Genomic DNA, 17,967 nt, shown 5'->3' on the forward strand with positions numbered 1-17,967 from the left:
GAGCGCAACAGTGACGATTCTCACGCAACTCAAGGAACAGATAGCGGCGCAACTGCCGAAGCTGGACATGGTCATCGGCTGGGAGCGGGGCTACGACGCGCTGCACGCCACGCCCTTGTTCATCCGCGCGGCGGAGGACGTGGAGCGGCTGCAAATCGGGCCCCTGGCCGTGCACAACACAGCGACCTACCTCACCGGCCTGAAGAACAAGAAGGTCGGGCTGGTGGTCAAGGGCTGCGACAGCCGGGCCGTGATCCAGTTGCAGCAGGAAGGGTTGATCAACCGCGAAAACGTGGTGGTCTTCGGCTTCCCCTGCGACGGGGTGGTGGACCTGACCAAACTGCGCCGCGAGGTCGGCGACCTGGGCCGGGTCACGGAGGTGGACGCCTCGCCCACGGAACTGCGGCTGAACCTGGACGGCCAGGAGCGCAACGTCGCCCTGGCCGACGTTCTGGCGGACAAGTGTACGCGCTGCCGGTTTCCCAACGCCCTGGTCCACGACCATTTCGCGGGCACGCCCCGGGAAGCCCATGCCGTGGACGACGACTACGCCGACGTCCTGGCCTTCGAATCCCAGCCCCTGGAAGCCCGGTTCGAGCACTGGCAACAGGAAATGAGTCGCTGCATCCGGTGCTACGCCTGCCGCAACGCCTGTCCGATGTGCGTCTGTCGGGATCATTGCGTAGCCCAGAGCCGGGACCCGCACTGGATGACCCAGGACGACGCGGTCCGGGAAAAATGGCTGTTCCAGGTGATTCATGCCATGCACCTGGCCGGGCGCTGCGTGGAATGCGGGGAGTGTCAGCGGGCCTGTCCGGTGGATATCCCGATCCTGGCGCTGAAGCGCAAGCTGAACAAGGAAATCAAGGAAGTCTTCAACCACGATGCCGGTGTTGATCCCAACGCAATACCGCCATTGCTCTCCTTCCAGGTGGAAGAGGAGAACATCAACGAGCGAGGTTGGTGATGGCCGAGGCCAAATTCATAGCAAACGACAAGCTGACGGCCTGGCTGGACGAATTGTCCGCGACCATGCGGGTGCTCGCTCCGGCCAGGCAAGGCGACGCGGTGGTCTTTGTCCCGTATGTCGCGGGCCAAAATGTGGAATTGGGACAAGAGGCAACGGCCCCGCCCAAAAGCACCGTCTTTCCGGCCAGCGAGGATCTGCTGCGCTACGACTACCGCAAGAACCCGGAAAACCTGGGTCAGGTGGACGTGGAACTGTTTCCGACCATCACTCCGGAACCGACCTTGGTTTTCGGTTCCCGGCCCTGCGGCGCTCGGGGATTCCTGATTTTCGACCGGGTCTACGACGGCGCGAAGTATAAAGATCCGTATTATCTGGCCCGCAGGGAAGCCACCCTTTTCGCGACGATTGCCTGCCTGAAGGCGGAGAACGCCTGTTTTTGTCACAGCGTGGGCTCCGCTCCGGGGGACGCCGCGGGTTCGGACCTGCTCCTGACGCCCATGGACGACGGGTACGTGGTGGAGGCGGTCAGCAAGAAGGGTGAAGCGTTGCTGGGCAGTTCCCTGTTCACGGCCGGGAAGAAAAAAGCCGGACAGGCCAAGAAGCTGCGGGAGCAGGCCCTGAAGGACATGGGCGAACCGCAAGACTTCGGCCCGGCCAAGGACAAGCTGTTGGCGCTGTTCGACGACATGGGCTTCTGGGAGGATGTCTCGGCCAAGTGTATCAGTTGCGGGGCCTGCACCTATCTTTGCCCGACCTGTTACTGCTTCAACATCACCGACGAAAACGCCGGGCTGACCGGTCGACGGGTGCGGTCCTGGGACAACTGCATGTCCTTTCAGTTCACCCTGGAAGCCAGCGGCCACAATCCCCGGCCCACCAAGGCCCATCGCCTGAAGAACCGGGTCGGGCACAAGTTCAGCTATTACCCGGCCCTGCATGAGGGGATCATCGCCTGTTGCGGCTGCGGCCGGTGCATCAAGAGTTGTCCCGTGAGCGTGGACATCCGGGAAATCGTGACCAAAGCCATGGCCCATCAACCACCGGCTGTCGAGGAGGCCGCGAAATGACCGAGAATCCGAAACAGTCGCCTCTGACGGCCAATCCCTATCTGCCGGAGATCGGCACGATCATCGAGACGATTCAGGAGACGCACAACATCAAGACCTTCCGGATCGTCCTGGGCAGTGAAGAGCGGATGCAAAACTTCCACTACGAGCCGGGTCAGGTGGGGCAGTTGTCCGTGTTCGGCATCGGCGAGTCCACCTTTGTGATCAACTCGCCGCCCACGCGCAAGGAGTACCTGCAGTTCAGCGTGATGCGCGCCGGTGAAGTGACCACCAAGCTGCATTCCCTGTCCAAGGGTGATCGGATCGGCGTACGCGCTCCGCTGGGCAATCACTTCCCCTACGAGTCCATGAAGGGCAAGGACGTCGTCTTCATCGGCGGCGGGATCGGCATGGCCCCGTTGCGCACCCTGCTACTGTTCATGCTGGACAACCGCGAGGACTACGGCAAGATCAGCGTGCTGTACGGCGCACGCAGCCCTCAGGACATGGCTTTCAGCTACGAACTGCCCGAATGGCTGGAGCGCAAGGACATGGAGACCGTGCTGACCATCGACCGAGAGGCCGAAGGCTGGGAGCACAAGGTCGGGCTGATCCCCAACGTGCTCCTGGAGATGGCCCCCAAGCCCAAGAAGGCCGTGGCCGTGACCTGCGGCCCGCCGATCATGATCAAGTTCACCCTTCAGGCCCTGAAGAAGCTGGGCTTCAAGGACGATCAGATCGTCACCACCCTGGAAAAGCGCATGAAGTGCGGCGTGGGCATCTGCGGACGCTGCAACATCGGCACGAAATACGTCTGCGTTGACGGGCCGGTGTTTACCTACGAACAGTTGCGTGAATTGCCCAATGAACTTTGATCCGGGCTCGCCCGGATTCGGTTTGCGACGGATGTGAACCAAGGAGAGAAGCTATGGCTGAATTTTTTCAGGCGGCCGAGATCGCCGAAGCCGCGGTGACCATCGAACAACAGGGGCAGGCCTTTTACATCAGCGCGGCCCAGGCCGCGAAGAACCCGGATGTGAAGGACTTCTTTCTGTATTTTGCCAAGGAAGAAGCCCGGCATGAACAGATTTTCCAGCAGCTCAAGGACCGGTTGGGCAAGTTCGAGCTGCCGGCCTGGAGCACGACGGAAGAGTATGGGATGTATTTGAAGGCCCTGATTGATTCCCACTCGATCTTTTCCCCGGAGCTGCAAAGACGGTTGGCCGAAGCCACTAGTGAAAACGAAGCCATTCGTCTGGCCATGGGCTTTGAAAAGGACACGATTCTGTTTTTCATGGAAATGAAGGAGCTGGTCCCGGACACTGAAAAGAAATTCGTGATGCAGTGCATTGACGAGGAACGCTCGCATCTGCGCCAGCTCTCGAAAATGCTGACGTAGGGGGCGGATACGTAGGGATGTCATGTTGCACTGTGTTCAGCGAAACGGCTGAGCACGAACACGATACATGCTGACGGACTGTTGGGGTAATTTGCGTTTGAGCCGGGCACGGTGACTCAGGGAAGTATCTGGCTCGCCTGTTTACATCCCGATGCTCGGGACGTAAATTTGAACGGCTGGACGGATAATCGGCGACTTGGTGATTGGCTGAGTGTTTTTGCATGCAGGCATAACATATTAAGGAGGTTCTTTGATGGACAAGATTTTACGCATTGATGTCGGCGCACAGGGCGGACCCAAGGCGACCGTGGAGCCGGTGGGCGACTACGCGGGTATGGGCGGTCGGGGCATGACCACCATGGTGGTGTACAAGGAAGTCCCGGCGGATTGTCATCCCTTGGGACCGGAAAACAAGCTGGTTATTTCCCCCGGCTTGATGAGCGGTTCGGCTGCCTCTTCCTCCGGCCGCCTTTCCGTGGGCTGCAAGAGCCCGTTAACCGGGACCATCAAGGAATCCAACGCCGGCGGCACCGCTGCCCAGGCCCTGGGACGTCTCGGCTACGCCGCGGTGATTCTGGAAGGCGAGCGCCAGGGCGACGACATGTACAAGGTGTTCATCGACGATCAGGGCGTGAAGATCGAGAAGGCCAACGAGCTGAAGATGTTGCCCAACTACGAGCTGATCGACAAACTGAAGCCCGTTTACGGGGAAAAGGTTTCCGTGATCTCCATCGGCACGGCTGGCGAGATGCGCTTTTCCAACTCCTCCATCGCCGTGACGGATCCGGAATTCCGGCCCACCCGGCACTGCGGACGCGGCGGCGTCGGCGCTGTCATGGGCTCCAAGGGCATCAAGTGCATCGTTGTGGACGCTTCCAACACCAAAATGCGTCAACCCGCAAATCCGGAAGGGTTCAAGGAAGCCAACCGCAAGTTCGTGGAAGGGCTGAAGCAGCACGCGGTCACCGGCCAGGGCCTGCCCACCTACGGCACCAACGTGCTGACCAACGTGCTCAACGAAGCCGGCGGCTATCCCACCTACAACTTCCGTGAAGGCCGCTACAAGCACCACCAGAGTCTGTCCGGCGAACTCCAGGCCGAGAACATGAAGAACCGCGAAGGCGGCCAGCCCACCCACGGCTGCCACCGCGGCTGCGCCATCCAGTGCTCCGGAATCTATACGGACAAGGACGGCAACTACATGACCAAGCAGCCGGAATACGAGACCGTCTGGTCCCACGGCGGCAACTGCGGCATCGACGATTTGGACGTGGTGGCCAAGCTGGACTACCTGGACGATAACTATGGGGTGGACACCATTGAAATGGGCGTGACCATCGGCGTGGCCATGGAAGCCGGAGTGATTGAGTTCGGCGACGGCGAAGGGGCCATCAATCTGGTCCACGAAGTGGGCAAGGGCACTCCGTTGGGTCGCATCCTGGGGGCGGGCGCCGCCACCACGGCCCGTTGCTACGGCCTGGAGCATGCTCCTGTCGTCAAGGGTCAGGCCATGCCGGCTTACGATCCTCGCGCGGTGAAGGGCATTGGGGTGACCTACGCCACCACGACTCAGGGAGCTGACCATACGGCAGGTTATGCCGTGGCCACGAACATTCTCAAGGTCGGCGGCGATGTCGATCCGCTCAAGCCTGAAGGCCAGGCCGAACTGTCCCGGAACCTGCAGGTGGCGACGGCGGCCTTGGACGCCACGGGCTACTGCCTGTTCATCGCCTTCGCCATTCTGGATCAGCCCGAGACCTTCAACGCCATGGTCGATTCCATCAACCAGATGTACGGCCTGAACATGACCGGCGACGACGTGGTCGCCCTGGGCCAGAAGATCCTGAAAATGGAGCGAGAATTCAACAAGAAGGCCGGTTTCGGTCCTGAGCATGACCGTCTGCCCCGGTACTTCTCCCGCGAGCCCCTCGCGCCCCACAATGTCGTGTTCGACGTGTCCAATGAAGAATTGGACAGCGTCTACAACTTCTAAACGTAAGAACGATCTTTTGTTCGGCACCCCGGGAGGCGGCCAGCCTCCCGGGGTGCCGCTGTTCTGTTCAGGACCCGTTTTTATTCATTTGCTTATTTGCGTGGCAGGGCGGCGTTTGCCGCATCTAACGTCAATTTCCAAACCTGACTTCGGAGAGATCAGCCATGCCGTACACCGCTCCTTATCCTGAACCCTATGACAAAACATTGGACAATCTGCCTCTGATCGTGATGGAGCACGATGCCCCGGAATGGTTCGGCATTCTTCTCCAGGGCTTTGACATGCCCGTGCCCAAACCCTGCACGCTCAGGGAGTTTTTGTGTGAACTGGTCGGCGTTTGCGGGGTGTATACGGAAAAATACTTGCAGACGATTTTCCTCAACGGGAAGGCCATTGACGATCTGGACCGGGCAATGATCGTTCCCTCCTCGCGTTTGGCTTTGTCCGCGGCCATGCCTGGCTTGGTGGGGGCGACAATGCGCCGGGGCGGCTATTACAGCAGAATGCGCGAGGGGATCTCACAGTCCAGGGAGAACACGACCGACTCGACGGAAGAACAGCCTTTTCGCCTGCAAGTTCGTCTCTACAATGCCGTAGGCCGTGAGCTTGCCGGCTTGTTTCTGCACCAGGGGGTTTTTGTCCCCTCGGAATATCTTTTGAAGTTTTTAAAATCCCAACCCCCGAAATTTTTTGACCACTTGCATAAAGTTGTCCTCAACGGCACGCCTTTGCCCGTCACGTCATCATCCCTCGATTCTTGGCAACTTCCCCAGGGCGACATCGCTCTGAGAGTAACGGCCGTCCAACCGTAACACCCCATCCCCCCAGCTTTGGGGATATGTTCGTCGCAGGGTTCCTGGGCAGTAAGCCACCCTGTCCAAAAATAGTTTGACGATTTTACGGATAACAATTATCCATAAAGAAATGTTTTCGCAAAATGGGACGTGTCATGGAGAAACCACTTTCGAGTACCAATGAACGCCTTGAGCAGATGATCGCACGGCTCAAGGAACGCGATTTTCGGCTGACCCCGCAGCGGATGGCCGTGCTCAAGATCTTGGCTTCCAGCCACGGACATCCATCGGTGGAACGGATTTACGAGCAGGTTCGCCGGGATTTTCCGACTACGAGCATTGCCACGGTTTACAAGACCGTGGCCCTGTTGCGAGAATTGGGCGAGGTGCTGGAATTGGGCTTTCCCGACGGCAGCAACCGCTACGACGGCAGCAAGCCGTATCCCCATCCCCATGTCATCTGCATTAAGTGCAAGACGATTCTGGACCCAAAGCTGAACGGTCTGACGGATCTGACTAAAGAGGTCAGCCAGGAAACCGGCTTTCGGGTCACCACGCATCGTGTGGATTTTTTCGGGGTCTGCCGGGCCTGTCAGGGGGCTGCATCCGGAAAAGAGACGGAAAACATCGGTTCGTAGGAGATGGCAACCAAATCGTTATCAGAACCTCAACCGTTCATGGAACGAAAGGAGATCTCGGTATGAGTGAAACAGGCAAATGTCCCGTTACGGGCAAGACGCATGACCACCCGGCCGCCAAAGGCACGTCGAATCGCGAATGGTGGCCCAATCAACTGGACCTGGACATTCTGCACCAGCACGCCCCTGCCTCCAACCCCTTGGGGCCGGATTTCAACTACGCCGAGGAGTTCAAGAAGCTCGACCTGGACGCGGTGAAAAAGGATCTCGTCGCCCTGATGACCGACTCCCAGGAGTGGTGGCCGGCGGACTGGGGCCATTACGGCGGGCTGATGATCCGCATGGCCTGGCACAGCGCGGGTACCTACCGCACCGCGGACGGACGCGGCGGGGGCGGAACCGGGAACCAGCGCTTCGCGCCCATCAACAGCTGGCCGGACAACGTCAATCTGGACAAGGCCCGACGATTGCTCTGGCCGATCAAGAAAAAATACGGCAACAGGATTTCTTGGGCCGACCTGATGATCCTGGCGGGCAACTGCGCGTTGGAATCCATGGGTTTCAAAACTTTTGGGTTCGGCGGCGGACGTGAGGACATCTGGCAACCGGAGGAGGATATCTACTGGGGCTCGGAGGCCGAATGGCTGGGCGACAAACGCTACAGCGGGGATCGGGACCTGGAGAATCCTCTGGCCGCGGTGCAGATGGGCCTGATTTACGTGAACCCCGAAGGCCCGGGCGGCAACCCGGACCCGGTGGCGTCGGGCCGCGACGTGCGGGAAACTTTTGCCCGCATGGGCATGAATGACGAAGAAACCGTCGCCTTGACCGCCGGCGGCCACACCTTTGGCAAATGCCACGGCGCGGGCGATCCGTCCCATGTCGGCCCGGAGCCCGAAGCCGCACCCATTGAGGAGCAGGGCTTCGGCTGGAAGAGCAGCTTCGGTAGCGGCAAGGGCGGCGATACGATCAGCAGCGGCATCGAGGGCGCCTGGAAGCCGAACCCGACCAGGTGGGACATGGGTTATCTGAAAGTGCTGTTCAAATACGAGTGGGAGCTGGTCAAGAGTCCGGCCGGCGCAAACCAGTGGCTGGCCAAGGACGTGGAAGACGAGGACATGATCGTGGACGCCCACGATACCACGAAGAAGCGCCGCCCCATGATGACTACGGCTGACCTGTCGCTGCGCTTCGACCCGATCTATGAGCCCATTGCCCGGCGCTACCTGAACGATCCGGAAGGCTTCGCGGATGCGTTCGCCAGGGCGTGGTTCAAGCTGACCCACCGGGACATGGGCCCCAAGGCCCGCTACCTCGGCCCGGAAGTCCCGGCCGAAGACCTGATCTGGCAGGACCCGGTCCCGGCTGTTGATCACCCCCTGGTCGACGCCAAGGACGTCGCCGACCTCAAGGCCAAGGTTCTAGCCTCCGGCCTGTCCGTGGCGGAACTGGTCTCCACGGCGTGGGCCTCGGCCTCCACCTTTCGGGGCTCGGACAAGCGCGGCGGGGCCAATGGCGCCCGGATTCGCCTGACGCCGCAAAAGGATTGGGCCGTGAACCAGCCGGACCGGTTGGCCAAGGTGCTGGGCGTGCTGGAATCCATCCAAAGCGACTTCAACGCCGCCCAATCCGACGGCAAGAAGGTCTCCCTGGCGGACCTGATCGTCCTGGCCGGATGCGCCGGTGTCGAGACCGCGGCCAAGGCCGGCGGACATGCTGTGGAGATGCCCTTTTCCCCAGGCCGTACGGACGCCTCGCAGGACCAGACCGATCAGGAATCCTTTGCTTTGCTGGAACCCGAAGCCGACGGCTTCCGCAACTATCAGAAAAAGGCCTATTCCGTATCCGCCGAGGAGATGCTGGTGGACAAGGCCCAGTTGCTGACCCTGAGCGCTCCGGAAATGACCGTGCTCGTCGGCGGGTTGCGGGTGCTGGGAGTCAACGTCGGCGGATCGGCCCACGGCGTGTTCACAGACCGGCCCGGAGCTCTGACCAACGACTTCTTCACCAATCTGCTGGACATGGGCACTGTGTGGAAAGCCATGTCCGAGACAGGAGACACCTTTGAAGGCCGAGACCGCAAGACCGGGGACCTGAAGTGGACCGGCACCCGCGTGGACCTGATCTTCGGCTCCAACTCGCGATTGCGCGCCCTGGCCGAAGTCTACGCCCAAAACGACGCTCAGGAGAAATTCCTGCGCGACTTCGTCGCGGCCTGGACCAAGGTCATGAACCTGGACCGCTTCGACCTGACTTGATCCCGGCTTAACGGTCTTTGGGAGTAGGGGCGACCGGCCGGTCGCCCCTACGGCTCCCCCGCTATTGCAGCGTCATGCTCCGTTGGACATTCGGTCCTTGTCATTTAAATGATCGGCCTTATCTCTTGTCTCGAACAGCTTGACGATTGTCGCTGTTCATGATTGCAAGGCTCGCGGTGAACATTGTGCGTTTTGTGGGTCACAGGCCTTGACCATCCTTTCATCAACCAAATTGCAAGGAGATTATGAAAATGTCCGAAAAGCGTTGCTGCCCCCATTGCGGCGTGGAGTTGACCTCGACCTTGGGACCGCCGGAGTCCGGCTGGGGGGCGCTGTTGGTCTGTGAAAACAATGATTGCGCAGTCTTCAGGGGCTCCAATGAGAACATCAAGTACAAGCCCGGCGACTCTCCACTGGGTTGCCGCTACGCCGAAGACGTGGAAGGCGGCTATAAATCTTTCAATATGCTGGCTTTTCGTGGATTCTAACCTTTCGCCTCTCCGCTCAAATTCCCTGGGAACGATTGTTCTCAGGGAGTTTTTTTTGTATCGTCAAGGCCATGGAACATGACCCACCCACCCCATGGCTGAAGTGGTCCAGAGAGATTCAAGCACTGAGCCAGACCGGCCTCGCCTTTGCCCAGACCCACTACGAACGAACCCGCTATCATCGCCTGTTGGAGTTGGCCTCGGAAATGGTTTCCAGCCGGACTTGTCTGGAAACCGACGACGTCTTGCGTACGTTTCTGGTGCAGCCCGGCTACGCCACGGTCAAAGTGGACGTGCGCGGGGCCGTGGTCCGGGACGACCGCATTTTGCTGGTCCGGGAGCGGGCCGACGGCAAGTGGGCCATGCCCGGCGGCTGGGCCGACGTGGGCGAGTACCCTTCGGCCATGATCGCCCGGGAGATTCTCGAGGAAAGCGGATACGAGGCCAAGCCGGTCCGGCTGATCGGCGTGTACGACGCCAACCGGGCCGGACGGCCCATGGAATTCTTTCACGCCTACAAAGTGCTGTTTTTGTGCGAACTGACCGGCGGAGCGCCCTCGGCCAGCGATGAAACCTCGGACGTGGGCTTTTTCTCCTTCGATGATCTCCCGCCTCTTTCCGAGCACCGCACCAACCACGTCCATCTCTCGGAGGTCCGTCGTCACCTGGCGGACCCGACCCGCCCGGCTGCGTTCGATTGATCGCGGCCATGACCCTTGTCCAACTCCGCGCCGCTCTTTTCAGCGGACAACCCGTCGGATGGTGGAGTACACGGATTGATTCATGAAATCGATTGTTCTGCTTGCCGTGATCCTGATGACCCCCCTTGTGGCCGGATGCTCCGGCAAGAACCCGCACTACGACCCTGACAAGCCGCACCATACCCCCACGGGCTTTCAAAACAACTATCCCCATTCCCGGCCCAGCGGCCCGGACTTCTGGCGTTGGTTCTTCCAGAGGCGGCTGGCCGGACTGCCAAAGAAGCCCACATTGGAACTGGCCCCGGTGGCCCCGGACCTGGAATACCTGCGAACCAACCTTTCCGAGCCGGCCGTGACCTGGGTCGGGCACGCCACGGTACTGATGCAGATGGGCGGGCTGAATATCCTTACGGACCCCGTCTTCTCGCAGCGGGCCTCACCGGTGCAATGGGCCGGACCAAAGCGGTGGCAGCCACCGGGGGTGGCCCTGGATGAGCTGCCGCGCATCGACTTGGTGCTGATTTCCCACAGCCATTACGACCATCTGGATTTGAACTCGGTTCGGGAGTTGGCGGCGCAACCCGGCGGCTCGCCGCTGTTCATGGTTCCCTTGGGCCTCAAGGAATGGTTCGAGCGCAATGTTCCCGCCTCCCGCGGCCATGTGCGGGATTTCGACTGGTGGGATAATCTGGAGATGGATGGCGAAGAGTGTCGGACCACGGTCCACTTCGTCCCGGCCCAGCACTGGTCTCAACGAACGTTACGGGATCGAAATCAAACCCTGTGGGGTGGCTGGGTGGTGGAGCAGCCGGATTTCGTCTTTTATTACGCCGGGGACATGGGTTATTCCCAAGATACCAAGGACATCGGAGAACGCTTCGGCGGCTTCGACCTGGCGGCCATCCCGGTGGGCGCGTACGAACCACGGTGGTTCATGCAAAGCCAGCACATCAACCCGGAGGAAGCGGTGCTGGTGCACCGGGACGTCCAGGCTCGCCGTTCCATTGGCGTGCATTGGGGAACTTTCCATGGAATCACGGATGAGTCTTTGGATCAGCCTATTGTCGACCTGGCCGAAGCCCGGCAGCGGCACGGCCTGGCTGAAGACGACTTCTTTTTGCTGCGCCACGGCGAAACGCGGCGACTTGACGACAACAGGTGACCAAGGAGTCTGATCCATGCCCGGAATTCGCAAAAGCCTTTTACAGCTTATCTTCTCCGGATCGTTCATGAAGCGCTGGAACGACAAGCTGCGTCCCATGGAACTGATGGAGGTGGACAAGCAGGCCCACAAGATGATCGTGGCCTGGATGCTCTTTGAACTGAACACCCGTGAAATGTCTGCAGAAGAGAGGCTGGCCATCGGCGAGCGGATCGTTGAGGGGGGGATTTTCGAATATCTGTACCGCCTGGTGATCACGGACATCAAGCCGCCTGTGTTTTATCAGATCAAGGCCAATCCGGCCCATTACCGCCAATTGACGGACTGGGTCCTGGACCGGCTCAAGCCGCGGGTGGAGTGCCTCGGAACGCCCTTCTGGGACCGGTTGCGGCTGTGGCTGGACCATCCGGAGGAAGGGGACTTGGCGCGGCGGATTCTGGACGCGGCCCACAGCTATGCCAGCCGATGGGAATTCCACCTGATTACCCACGTCCAGAACTACGACGACGAGTTGGAGGAGATAGAGGAGAGTTTTCGCGGGCAACTGGAGACCCACCGGGACTTGGAGGGCATGCCCGAACTGCTCCAGGGCACGGGAAGTCATCTGGGCCGACTGGCCCATCTCAGCGGACAACTGCGCTTCCAGAAGCGCTGGTCCCAGACCCCGAGGGTTCCGGAAACCTCGGTCCTGGGACATATGTTCGTGGTGGCCTGCTTCGGCTACTTTTTCAGCATGGCCGTGGGCGCCTGCCGGGCCAGGGCGCAAAACAACTTTTTCGCCGGACTGGTCCACGATCTGCCGGAGCTGCTGACCAGGGACATCATATCACCGGTGAAGCGCTCGGTGGCCCGGATCGGCGATCTGATCCGGGAGTATGAGTTCAAGGAGCTGGAGCGGCGGGTCTTCGCTCCCCTGGAAAAGGGCGGATATCGCGACCTGGCGGAACGACTGTCCTATTTTCTGGGCCTGGACGTGGGGTCGGAGTTCGAGAGCACGGTCATCCTGGACGGTTTGATCCGGGAGGTGAACTGGGACCAGCTGCAGACCGCCTACAACCAGGACCGCTTCGACCCCAAGGACGGCAAACTGCTCAAGGTCTGCGACAACCTGGCCGCCTTCATGGAGGCCTACACCTCCCTGCGTAACGGCATCAGCAGCGACCAACTCCAGCAGGCCCTCTGGCGCATCCGGTCCGAATACCAGCAGACCAGTCTGGGCGAAGGGGTACACATCGGCGCGTTGCTGGCCGATTTCGACTGATCCGTCTCCCGTTTGTCCGTCTTTATCCCATCAGCATGCCCATCAAGGCGCGGACCATTTTGTCGTTGTAGCCAGGGCTCTGACTCAGCGCGTTCAGGGCGCTGCCCGAGGTCAGAGCCTCGGCGTACGGACGATCGGTAATCATGGCGCAATAGGAATCCACCACCGCGCACAACTGGCCGACCATGCTGATCTCCTTGCCGGGCAGCTTTTGCGGATAGCCCTTGCCGTCCAACCGTTCATGGTGCTCCAGGGCCTGCTTGAGGATCAAGTCCGAGCGGACTTCCAAAGAGTGGAGCACTTTCCCGCCGATCCAGCAGTGTTCTCGAATTTTTTCCAGCTCATCCCGGGTCAGCGGCATGGTCTTGGCTCGAATGAAGGCCGGAATTTTGGACATGCCCAGGTCGTGGGTCAACAGCCCCATGGCTACCTCGTCCAGGTGCCTGCGTCGCAGATCCCCGTCATTAAGGCGCAGGTACAGGGCCAATCCGATGAAAAGGGAGTTGACGCCATGATTGGCCAGGGCATGTTCTTTCCAGAGGTTTTTTCTGAGTTGCTTGATCCGATGCTGATCCTGCCACAGGTATTCGGTCAGAACGAGCAGGTCGGTTTGCAGGGCCGAGAACACCGGGGCCACGGGTTGATCCAAAAAGGCGTTGAAGCGATCGGTCAAACCTTGTTGGAAAATCAGGGCGATTTCCGAGCTTTTCAGGCTGGAGTCCACTAGGACCAGATCAAGCTGCTTGCTGATATGCTCGGCGTAAACCGGGTGGTCTTTGCGGGCGACAAAAACCAACCCTTGGGCGCATTTGTCCAGGATCATCTGCCGTTGTTCCGCCGAGATCCGCTGGCCGGACTGGGTCAAGGGGATCAGTTGGGCGACCTGTTCCCTGAATTCAAACGTGTCCAGGGGCAGGCGAAATTTCGGAAAACTCTCCAGGATCACCGGGCTGACCTGATAATATTCCTCATGCAGGTCTTCGCTCGGTTCTATGGCTTTGTTCCGCATGCGCGTTCCTCGTCAGACAATGGTGCGTCTTTTTTTCATTCTTTCCTCGCTGCTCCACTTAAGGGCAATCCCCATCAAAAGCAACCTGTTCCCTCCTTGCTCCATGGGCTGATTTTTCTGATTCTCATGCTCTATCGGATCAGTATCGAAGTGAATCGTGATTGAAATCGGCCACGCCACTTTTTTCACCTCTCGGAACTTGATGTGCCTCGTGGTCTCTATTTTTGGTATTTATTTGTGAATGCTTGGATTTCCTGGGAAATTGAAAAATGCTTGACATTTAGTAAGATGTGCGGAAGATGGTGGGAAAAAGTGGGAAAATGTGGGGATGAGTGGAAAGCCGATGACCTTTCGCGGACATGCATATCGCAGCCTGGACCCCAAGGGGCGTCTGGTGCTTCCTACGGAATTTCGGGATGTTATTCTTTCTGCTGGGACGCATGGCCGGGTCATTCTGACGAATTTCGACGGATGCGTGGTGGGATACTCGCTTCAGGAGTGGGAACGCATCGAAGAGAGTTTTCAGCGCATCAACATGCTGAATCGACAGCTGCGGGATTTTCAGCGGTTTTTCATATCCGGGGCCATGGAAGTGGAACTGGACAAGCAGGGCCGGATTCTCATTCCTCCACATTTGCGCACCTACGCCGGTCTCACGCGGGAAGTCGCCCTGGCCGGCGTGGGGCGAAAATTCGAAATCTGGGACTTGGAGCGGTTTGAAGAACAGCGGCGCAAAATGGAAGAAAGCTTTGATCTGGTCATGGATGCCCTGGCTCAGACGGAATGCGACCTACGCCTTTAGGCGCGCAGGCTCGGTCCGGCGGTGTTCGTCGCGGATGTCACTATCCGTGATTTCGCCTTTACGTCTTGAGAGGTCGTCGTGACGTCCATGCCCGAATCCTCTGCTCTGCCCGCGCATCAACCGGTCCTGGTCGAAGCGGTCCTGACACATCTCGCTCCGCGTCCTGGCGGACGCTACCTGGATGGGACCCTGGGGCTGGGCGGGCACGCCGGGGCCGTGTTGGAGGCCACCGACGGAGCGGCCAAAATATTGGGACTGGACCGCGACCCCTTGGCTTTGGAGACGGCGAGGAAAAGGCTTCATGAGAGGTGGCCGGCCGCTGAATTGACCTTGCGTCACGAGTGCTTCAGCCGATTTTCGGACGTCATGGACGAACTGGGCTGGGAACTGCTGGACGGCGCGTTGCTGGACCTCGGTTTCTCTTCTTTTCAGGTGGACACTCCGGAGCGCGGGTTCAGCTTTCTCGCGGACGGCCCCTTGGACATGCGGATGAATCCTCACGGGGCGGGAGTGACGGCGCGGGAAGTGGTCAACGCGTATCCCGCGCGACAACTCGCGAAGATCATTTATGAGTTTGGTGAAGAACCTCTGGGCGGAAGAATCGCCAGAGCCATCGAAACAGCGCGGCGCGACGATCCCATCGAAACCACCCTGGAGTTGGCGCGCATCGTCGAGCAGGCCTACCCTCCGGCCCGAAGGGCTCGGGCCCGCAACCATCCGGCGACTCGCACCTTCCAGGCTCTGCGTATGTTCGTCAACGACGAGACCGGAGAAATCACCCGGTTTTTGGGTCAGATCGTACCGCGACTGGCTGAAAGCGCACGAATCGTGATCATCTCGTTTCATTCCATCGAGGATCGTATAGTTAAACGATATTTCGTGGAGCAGGCCAAGGCCTGCCTGTGCCCGCCCAGGCAGCCCTTTTGTTTGTGCGGCCATCGGGCGACATTGAAAATACTGACCAAGAAGCCGTTGATCGCATCCAGCGCCGAACTGACCGCCAATCCGCGCAGTCGCAGCGCGAAGCTGCGGGCGGCCGAACGGATCGCCGCTTGATGATGTCTTTTTTACTCCGAACTTTCAGGGTCGCGTCATGAGTGCAAACGTCAACGCTCCCAGAAAAAACCAATCAACCGGCTGGTATTGGGCCACGTCCTTGTTGGGGATTTGCGGATTGGTCCTGGGGTTGGCGGTGGTCTGGGTCAATATTGAACGTCTGGATCTGGCCTATGAATTGAAGCAGCTCCAGACCGAACTGGAGCGCAAGAACGATCTCCAGGCCAAGCTGGAAGTGGAACGAATGAACCTCTTGTCTTCGTCCCGGCTGCGGGCGTTGGCTGAAGAAAACGGACTCCGCCAAGCCGAACCCGGCCGGATCAGGCTCCTGAGTCCCTGAGTTCGACAGGCCGTTCATGGTGTTAGACGCATGAAAAACGACCGACTGAATAAATCCTCGTCCCGTGATTGGGTCCGGATTCGCATGGCCCTGCTGGGGGCGTGCGTGCTCTTGATCTGGGGCGGGCTGTGGTATCGGGCGTTTCAGGTTCAGGTCGTACGCGGGCCGGAGTTGACGGCCATGGCCGCTAGACAGCACAAGGCCGCGGAATTCGAGCGCGGGATGCGCGGTGAAATTTTCGATCGTCAAGGGCGACTGCTGGCCAAAAGCACGGGAATTCAATCCGTCTACGTCCGCCCCTTGGAGCTGGAGGACCCGGAGGCGGCGGTTCCGATTTTGGCCGCTGCCCTGGAGATGCCCGCCGGTCAGGTCCGGACCTTACTCGGAAGACCTCAGAATTTCATCTGGCTGTCCCGCCAGATCAGCGACCGCAACGCCCGGAACATCATCAACGCCGGGCTGCGGGGGGTATACCTGACCGAGGAGTCGGCCAGGTTCTATCCTCATGGACATTTGGCCGGGCAGGTGCTCGGCTTCGTGGGGCTGGACGGGGAAGGACTGGAGGGCGTTGAAAAGACCTACGACGAAATGCTGGCTGGACGCAAAGCCACCTTCGTGGCCCAGCGGGACGCCTCCGGACGGCGGATGTATCTGGACGCCCAAGGCCGTGAAGAGGATCTGCGGGGCCGCAACGTCACCCTGACCCTGGACGCGCAGATTCAGTTTTTCGCCGAGGAAGCCCTGGCCGCCACCGTCACGTCCTTCAACGGGAAAACCGGGATGGCTCTGGTGGTCCATGTGCCCAGCGGAGATATTCTGGCTATGGCCAACTATCCGTTCTTCAATCCGAACATGCCGCGCCAGAATGCGGAACAGTGGCGCAACCGAATCCTTTCGGACGCCCTGGAGCCGGGGTCCACGCTCAAGCCCATGTTGATGGCCGCGGCCCTGGAAGAACGCGTGATTACCAACGACACGATCTATTACTGTGAAGAAGGTCGGTGGCGACTGACCGGGGTAAACATTCGCGACGTCAAGGGACGGGGGTGGCTCCCGGCGAACAAGATCCTGCGGTATTCCAGCAACATCTGCTCGGCCAAGATCGGTCTGGATCTCGGAGCGACGAAATATCACGACTATCTCCAGAAAATGGGTTTCGGCGAGCGATCCGGCTTGCCGTTGCTCGGCGAGAATCCCGGTCTCCTAAGGCCTCCCAGATCATGGTATCCGGTGGACCTGGCCGCCGTCTCCTTCGGACAAGGCATGTCCGCCAACGCCCTGCAGATGGCCAGGGCGTATCTTGTTTTGGCCAACCGCGGGGTGATGCGTCCTTTGCGGCTCGTCCGCGAACCTGAACAGGACGTTGGCACTCTTTCCGTGGTTTTGCGGGAAGAGGTCGCCCAGACCGTGATGCGCATGCTTCAGGAAGTGGTGGAGGAGGACGGTACGGGTACGCAAGCCCGGATTCCCGGCGTGATCGGCGCCGGAAAGACCGGCACGGCCCAAAAGGCCACTGCTTCCGGCACCTATGGCGACCGGTACGTGGCCTCCTTCGCGGGATTCTATCCGGGCGATGAGCCGGAGTATTTCATCTACGTGGTGGTCGACGAGCCCCATCCCCAACACTATGGCGGCGTGGTGGCCGCGCCGGCGGTGCGGGACATCGGACTGCGCTCCCTGGCGTATGCCGGGAAGCTGCCGGAGGGGAGCGTTTTTGTCGCCCAAGAAGATGATCGGGGTCAAAACCATGGTGTGGCTCAGAATGCGCGAGTTGAGAGGGTCAGCCTGGAACGGAATGTCGACACTTCCCTGGAAGGGGCCGCGGCAATGGAATTCGACTTGGCGGACGCACTGGATCTTGGCCGGGATATGGTCCCCAACGTGACGGGGATGAGCGTGCGCCGGGCCGTGGAGCGACTGCGCGGCTACGGTGTGTTGCCCGAGGTTGAAGGCGGCGGCGGGATTGTCTCCAGGCAGGCCCCCGAGCCGGGGCAATCGTGGCCGCAACATGAGCGGCGGTTGACTCTGTGGCTGGAGGTGTCATGAGGCA

The 17,967-nt window shown here is 60.0% G+C and carries 17 protein-coding genes; 16 read left to right on the plus strand and 1 reads right to left on the minus strand.

Annotated elements, in window-relative coordinates; translation table 11 throughout:
• The first annotated feature begins 10 nt into the window (after nt 1-10).
• From DESLA_RS0115240 to DESLA_RS0115295, 12 genes are all read left to right on the plus strand, one after another.
• Entirely contained in the window at nt 11-967 is a 957-nt protein-coding gene (locus tag DESLA_RS0115240) for a 4Fe-4S dicluster domain-containing protein (RefSeq protein WP_028573131.1), read from the plus strand.
• Nucleotides 967-2,037, plus strand: coding sequence for a 4Fe-4S dicluster domain-containing protein (locus tag DESLA_RS0115245; RefSeq protein WP_028573132.1), 1,071 nt, complete (start codon nt 967-969; stop codon nt 2,035-2,037). Before DESLA_RS0115240 ends, DESLA_RS0115245 begins: the two co-directional genes overlap by 1 nt.
• Nucleotides 2,034-2,891 (plus strand): FAD/NAD(P)-binding protein, encoded by an 858-nt coding sequence (locus tag DESLA_RS0115250; protein WP_156932987.1) that lies wholly within the window; start codon nt 2,034-2,036, stop codon nt 2,889-2,891. Before DESLA_RS0115245 ends, DESLA_RS0115250 begins: the two co-directional genes overlap by 4 nt.
• A 53-nt stretch (nt 2,892-2,944) precedes the next feature.
• The gene (locus DESLA_RS0115255) at nt 2,945-3,415 is read left to right on the plus strand and encodes a ferritin-like domain-containing protein (RefSeq protein WP_028573134.1); all 471 of its coding nucleotides are present in this window, start codon (nt 2,945-2,947) and stop codon (nt 3,413-3,415) included.
• A gap of 253 nt (nt 3,416-3,668) precedes the next feature.
• A complete protein-coding gene (locus tag DESLA_RS0115260) occupies nt 3,669-5,408 on the plus strand; it encodes an aldehyde ferredoxin oxidoreductase family protein (protein WP_028573135.1) in 1,740 nt (579 codons plus the stop codon).
• A 164-nt stretch (nt 5,409-5,572) separates the two neighbouring features.
• Entirely contained in the window at nt 5,573-6,220 is a 648-nt protein-coding gene (locus DESLA_RS20850) for a hypothetical protein (RefSeq protein ID WP_051434742.1), read from the plus strand.
• A 137-nt stretch (nt 6,221-6,357) separates the two neighbouring features.
• Nucleotides 6,358-6,840: a Fur family transcriptional regulator gene (locus tag DESLA_RS0115270; protein ID WP_028573136.1), complete on the plus strand. Its 483-nt coding sequence runs from the start codon at nt 6,358-6,360 to the stop codon at nt 6,838-6,840.
• 62 nt (nt 6,841-6,902) lie between these two features.
• The gene (katG, locus tag DESLA_RS0115275) at nt 6,903-9,098 is read left to right on the plus strand and encodes a catalase/peroxidase HPI (RefSeq protein ID WP_028573137.1); all 2,196 of its coding nucleotides are present in this window, start codon (nt 6,903-6,905) and stop codon (nt 9,096-9,098) included.
• 251 nt (nt 9,099-9,349) lie between these two features.
• Nucleotides 9,350-9,586 (plus strand): hypothetical protein, encoded by a 237-nt coding sequence (locus DESLA_RS0115280; RefSeq protein WP_028573138.1) that lies wholly within the window; start codon nt 9,350-9,352, stop codon nt 9,584-9,586.
• A 71-nt stretch (nt 9,587-9,657) separates the two neighbouring features.
• Nucleotides 9,658-10,287 carry an NUDIX hydrolase gene (locus DESLA_RS0115285; protein WP_028573139.1) on the plus strand — a complete coding sequence of 210 codons (630 nt, stop codon included), beginning with the start codon at nt 9,658-9,660 and terminating at the stop codon, nt 10,285-10,287.
• Nucleotides 10,288-10,369: 82 nt separating this feature from the next.
• Nucleotides 10,370-11,449 (plus strand): MBL fold metallo-hydrolase, encoded by a 1,080-nt coding sequence (locus tag DESLA_RS0115290; RefSeq protein WP_084032114.1) that lies wholly within the window; start codon nt 10,370-10,372, stop codon nt 11,447-11,449.
• 16 nt (nt 11,450-11,465) lie between these two features.
• A complete protein-coding gene (locus tag DESLA_RS0115295; protein WP_028573141.1) occupies nt 11,466-12,710 on the plus strand; it encodes an HD domain-containing protein in 1,245 nt (414 codons plus the stop codon).
• A 22-nt stretch (nt 12,711-12,732) separates the two neighbouring features.
• Here DESLA_RS0115295 and DESLA_RS0115300 read toward each other — a convergent pair whose 3' ends face one another.
• The gene (locus tag DESLA_RS0115300) at nt 12,733-13,719 is read right to left on the minus strand and encodes an HD-GYP domain-containing protein (protein ID WP_035261924.1); all 987 of its coding nucleotides are present in this window, start codon (nt 13,717-13,719) and stop codon (nt 12,733-12,735) included.
• A 328-nt stretch (nt 13,720-14,047) separates the two neighbouring features.
• Here DESLA_RS0115300 and mraZ point away from each other — a divergent pair, with 328 nt between their 5' ends.
• From mraZ to DESLA_RS20860, 4 genes are all read left to right on the plus strand, one after another.
• Nucleotides 14,048-14,521 (plus strand): division/cell wall cluster transcriptional repressor MraZ, encoded by a 474-nt coding sequence (gene mraZ, locus DESLA_RS0115310; RefSeq protein ID WP_245590076.1) that lies wholly within the window; start codon nt 14,048-14,050, stop codon nt 14,519-14,521.
• A gap of 78 nt (nt 14,522-14,599) precedes the next feature.
• Nucleotides 14,600-15,577: a 16S rRNA (cytosine(1402)-N(4))-methyltransferase RsmH gene (gene rsmH / locus DESLA_RS0115315; RefSeq protein WP_028573144.1), complete on the plus strand. Its 978-nt coding sequence runs from the start codon at nt 14,600-14,602 to the stop codon at nt 15,575-15,577.
• Nucleotides 15,578-15,614: 37 nt separating this feature from the next.
• A complete protein-coding gene (locus DESLA_RS20855; protein ID WP_245590077.1) occupies nt 15,615-15,917 on the plus strand; it encodes an FtsB/FtsL family cell division protein in 303 nt (100 codons plus the stop codon).
• 30 nt (nt 15,918-15,947) lie between these two features.
• Nucleotides 15,948-17,963 (plus strand): penicillin-binding transpeptidase domain-containing protein, encoded by a 2,016-nt coding sequence (locus DESLA_RS20860; protein WP_035261927.1) that lies wholly within the window; start codon nt 15,948-15,950, stop codon nt 17,961-17,963.
• Nucleotides 17,964-17,967: the final 4 nt, after the last annotated feature.

This window comes from Desulfonatronum lacustre DSM 10312 (assembly GCF_000519265.1).
Classification (GTDB): domain Bacteria; phylum Desulfobacterota; class Desulfovibrionia; order Desulfovibrionales; family Desulfonatronaceae; genus Desulfonatronum; species Desulfonatronum lacustre.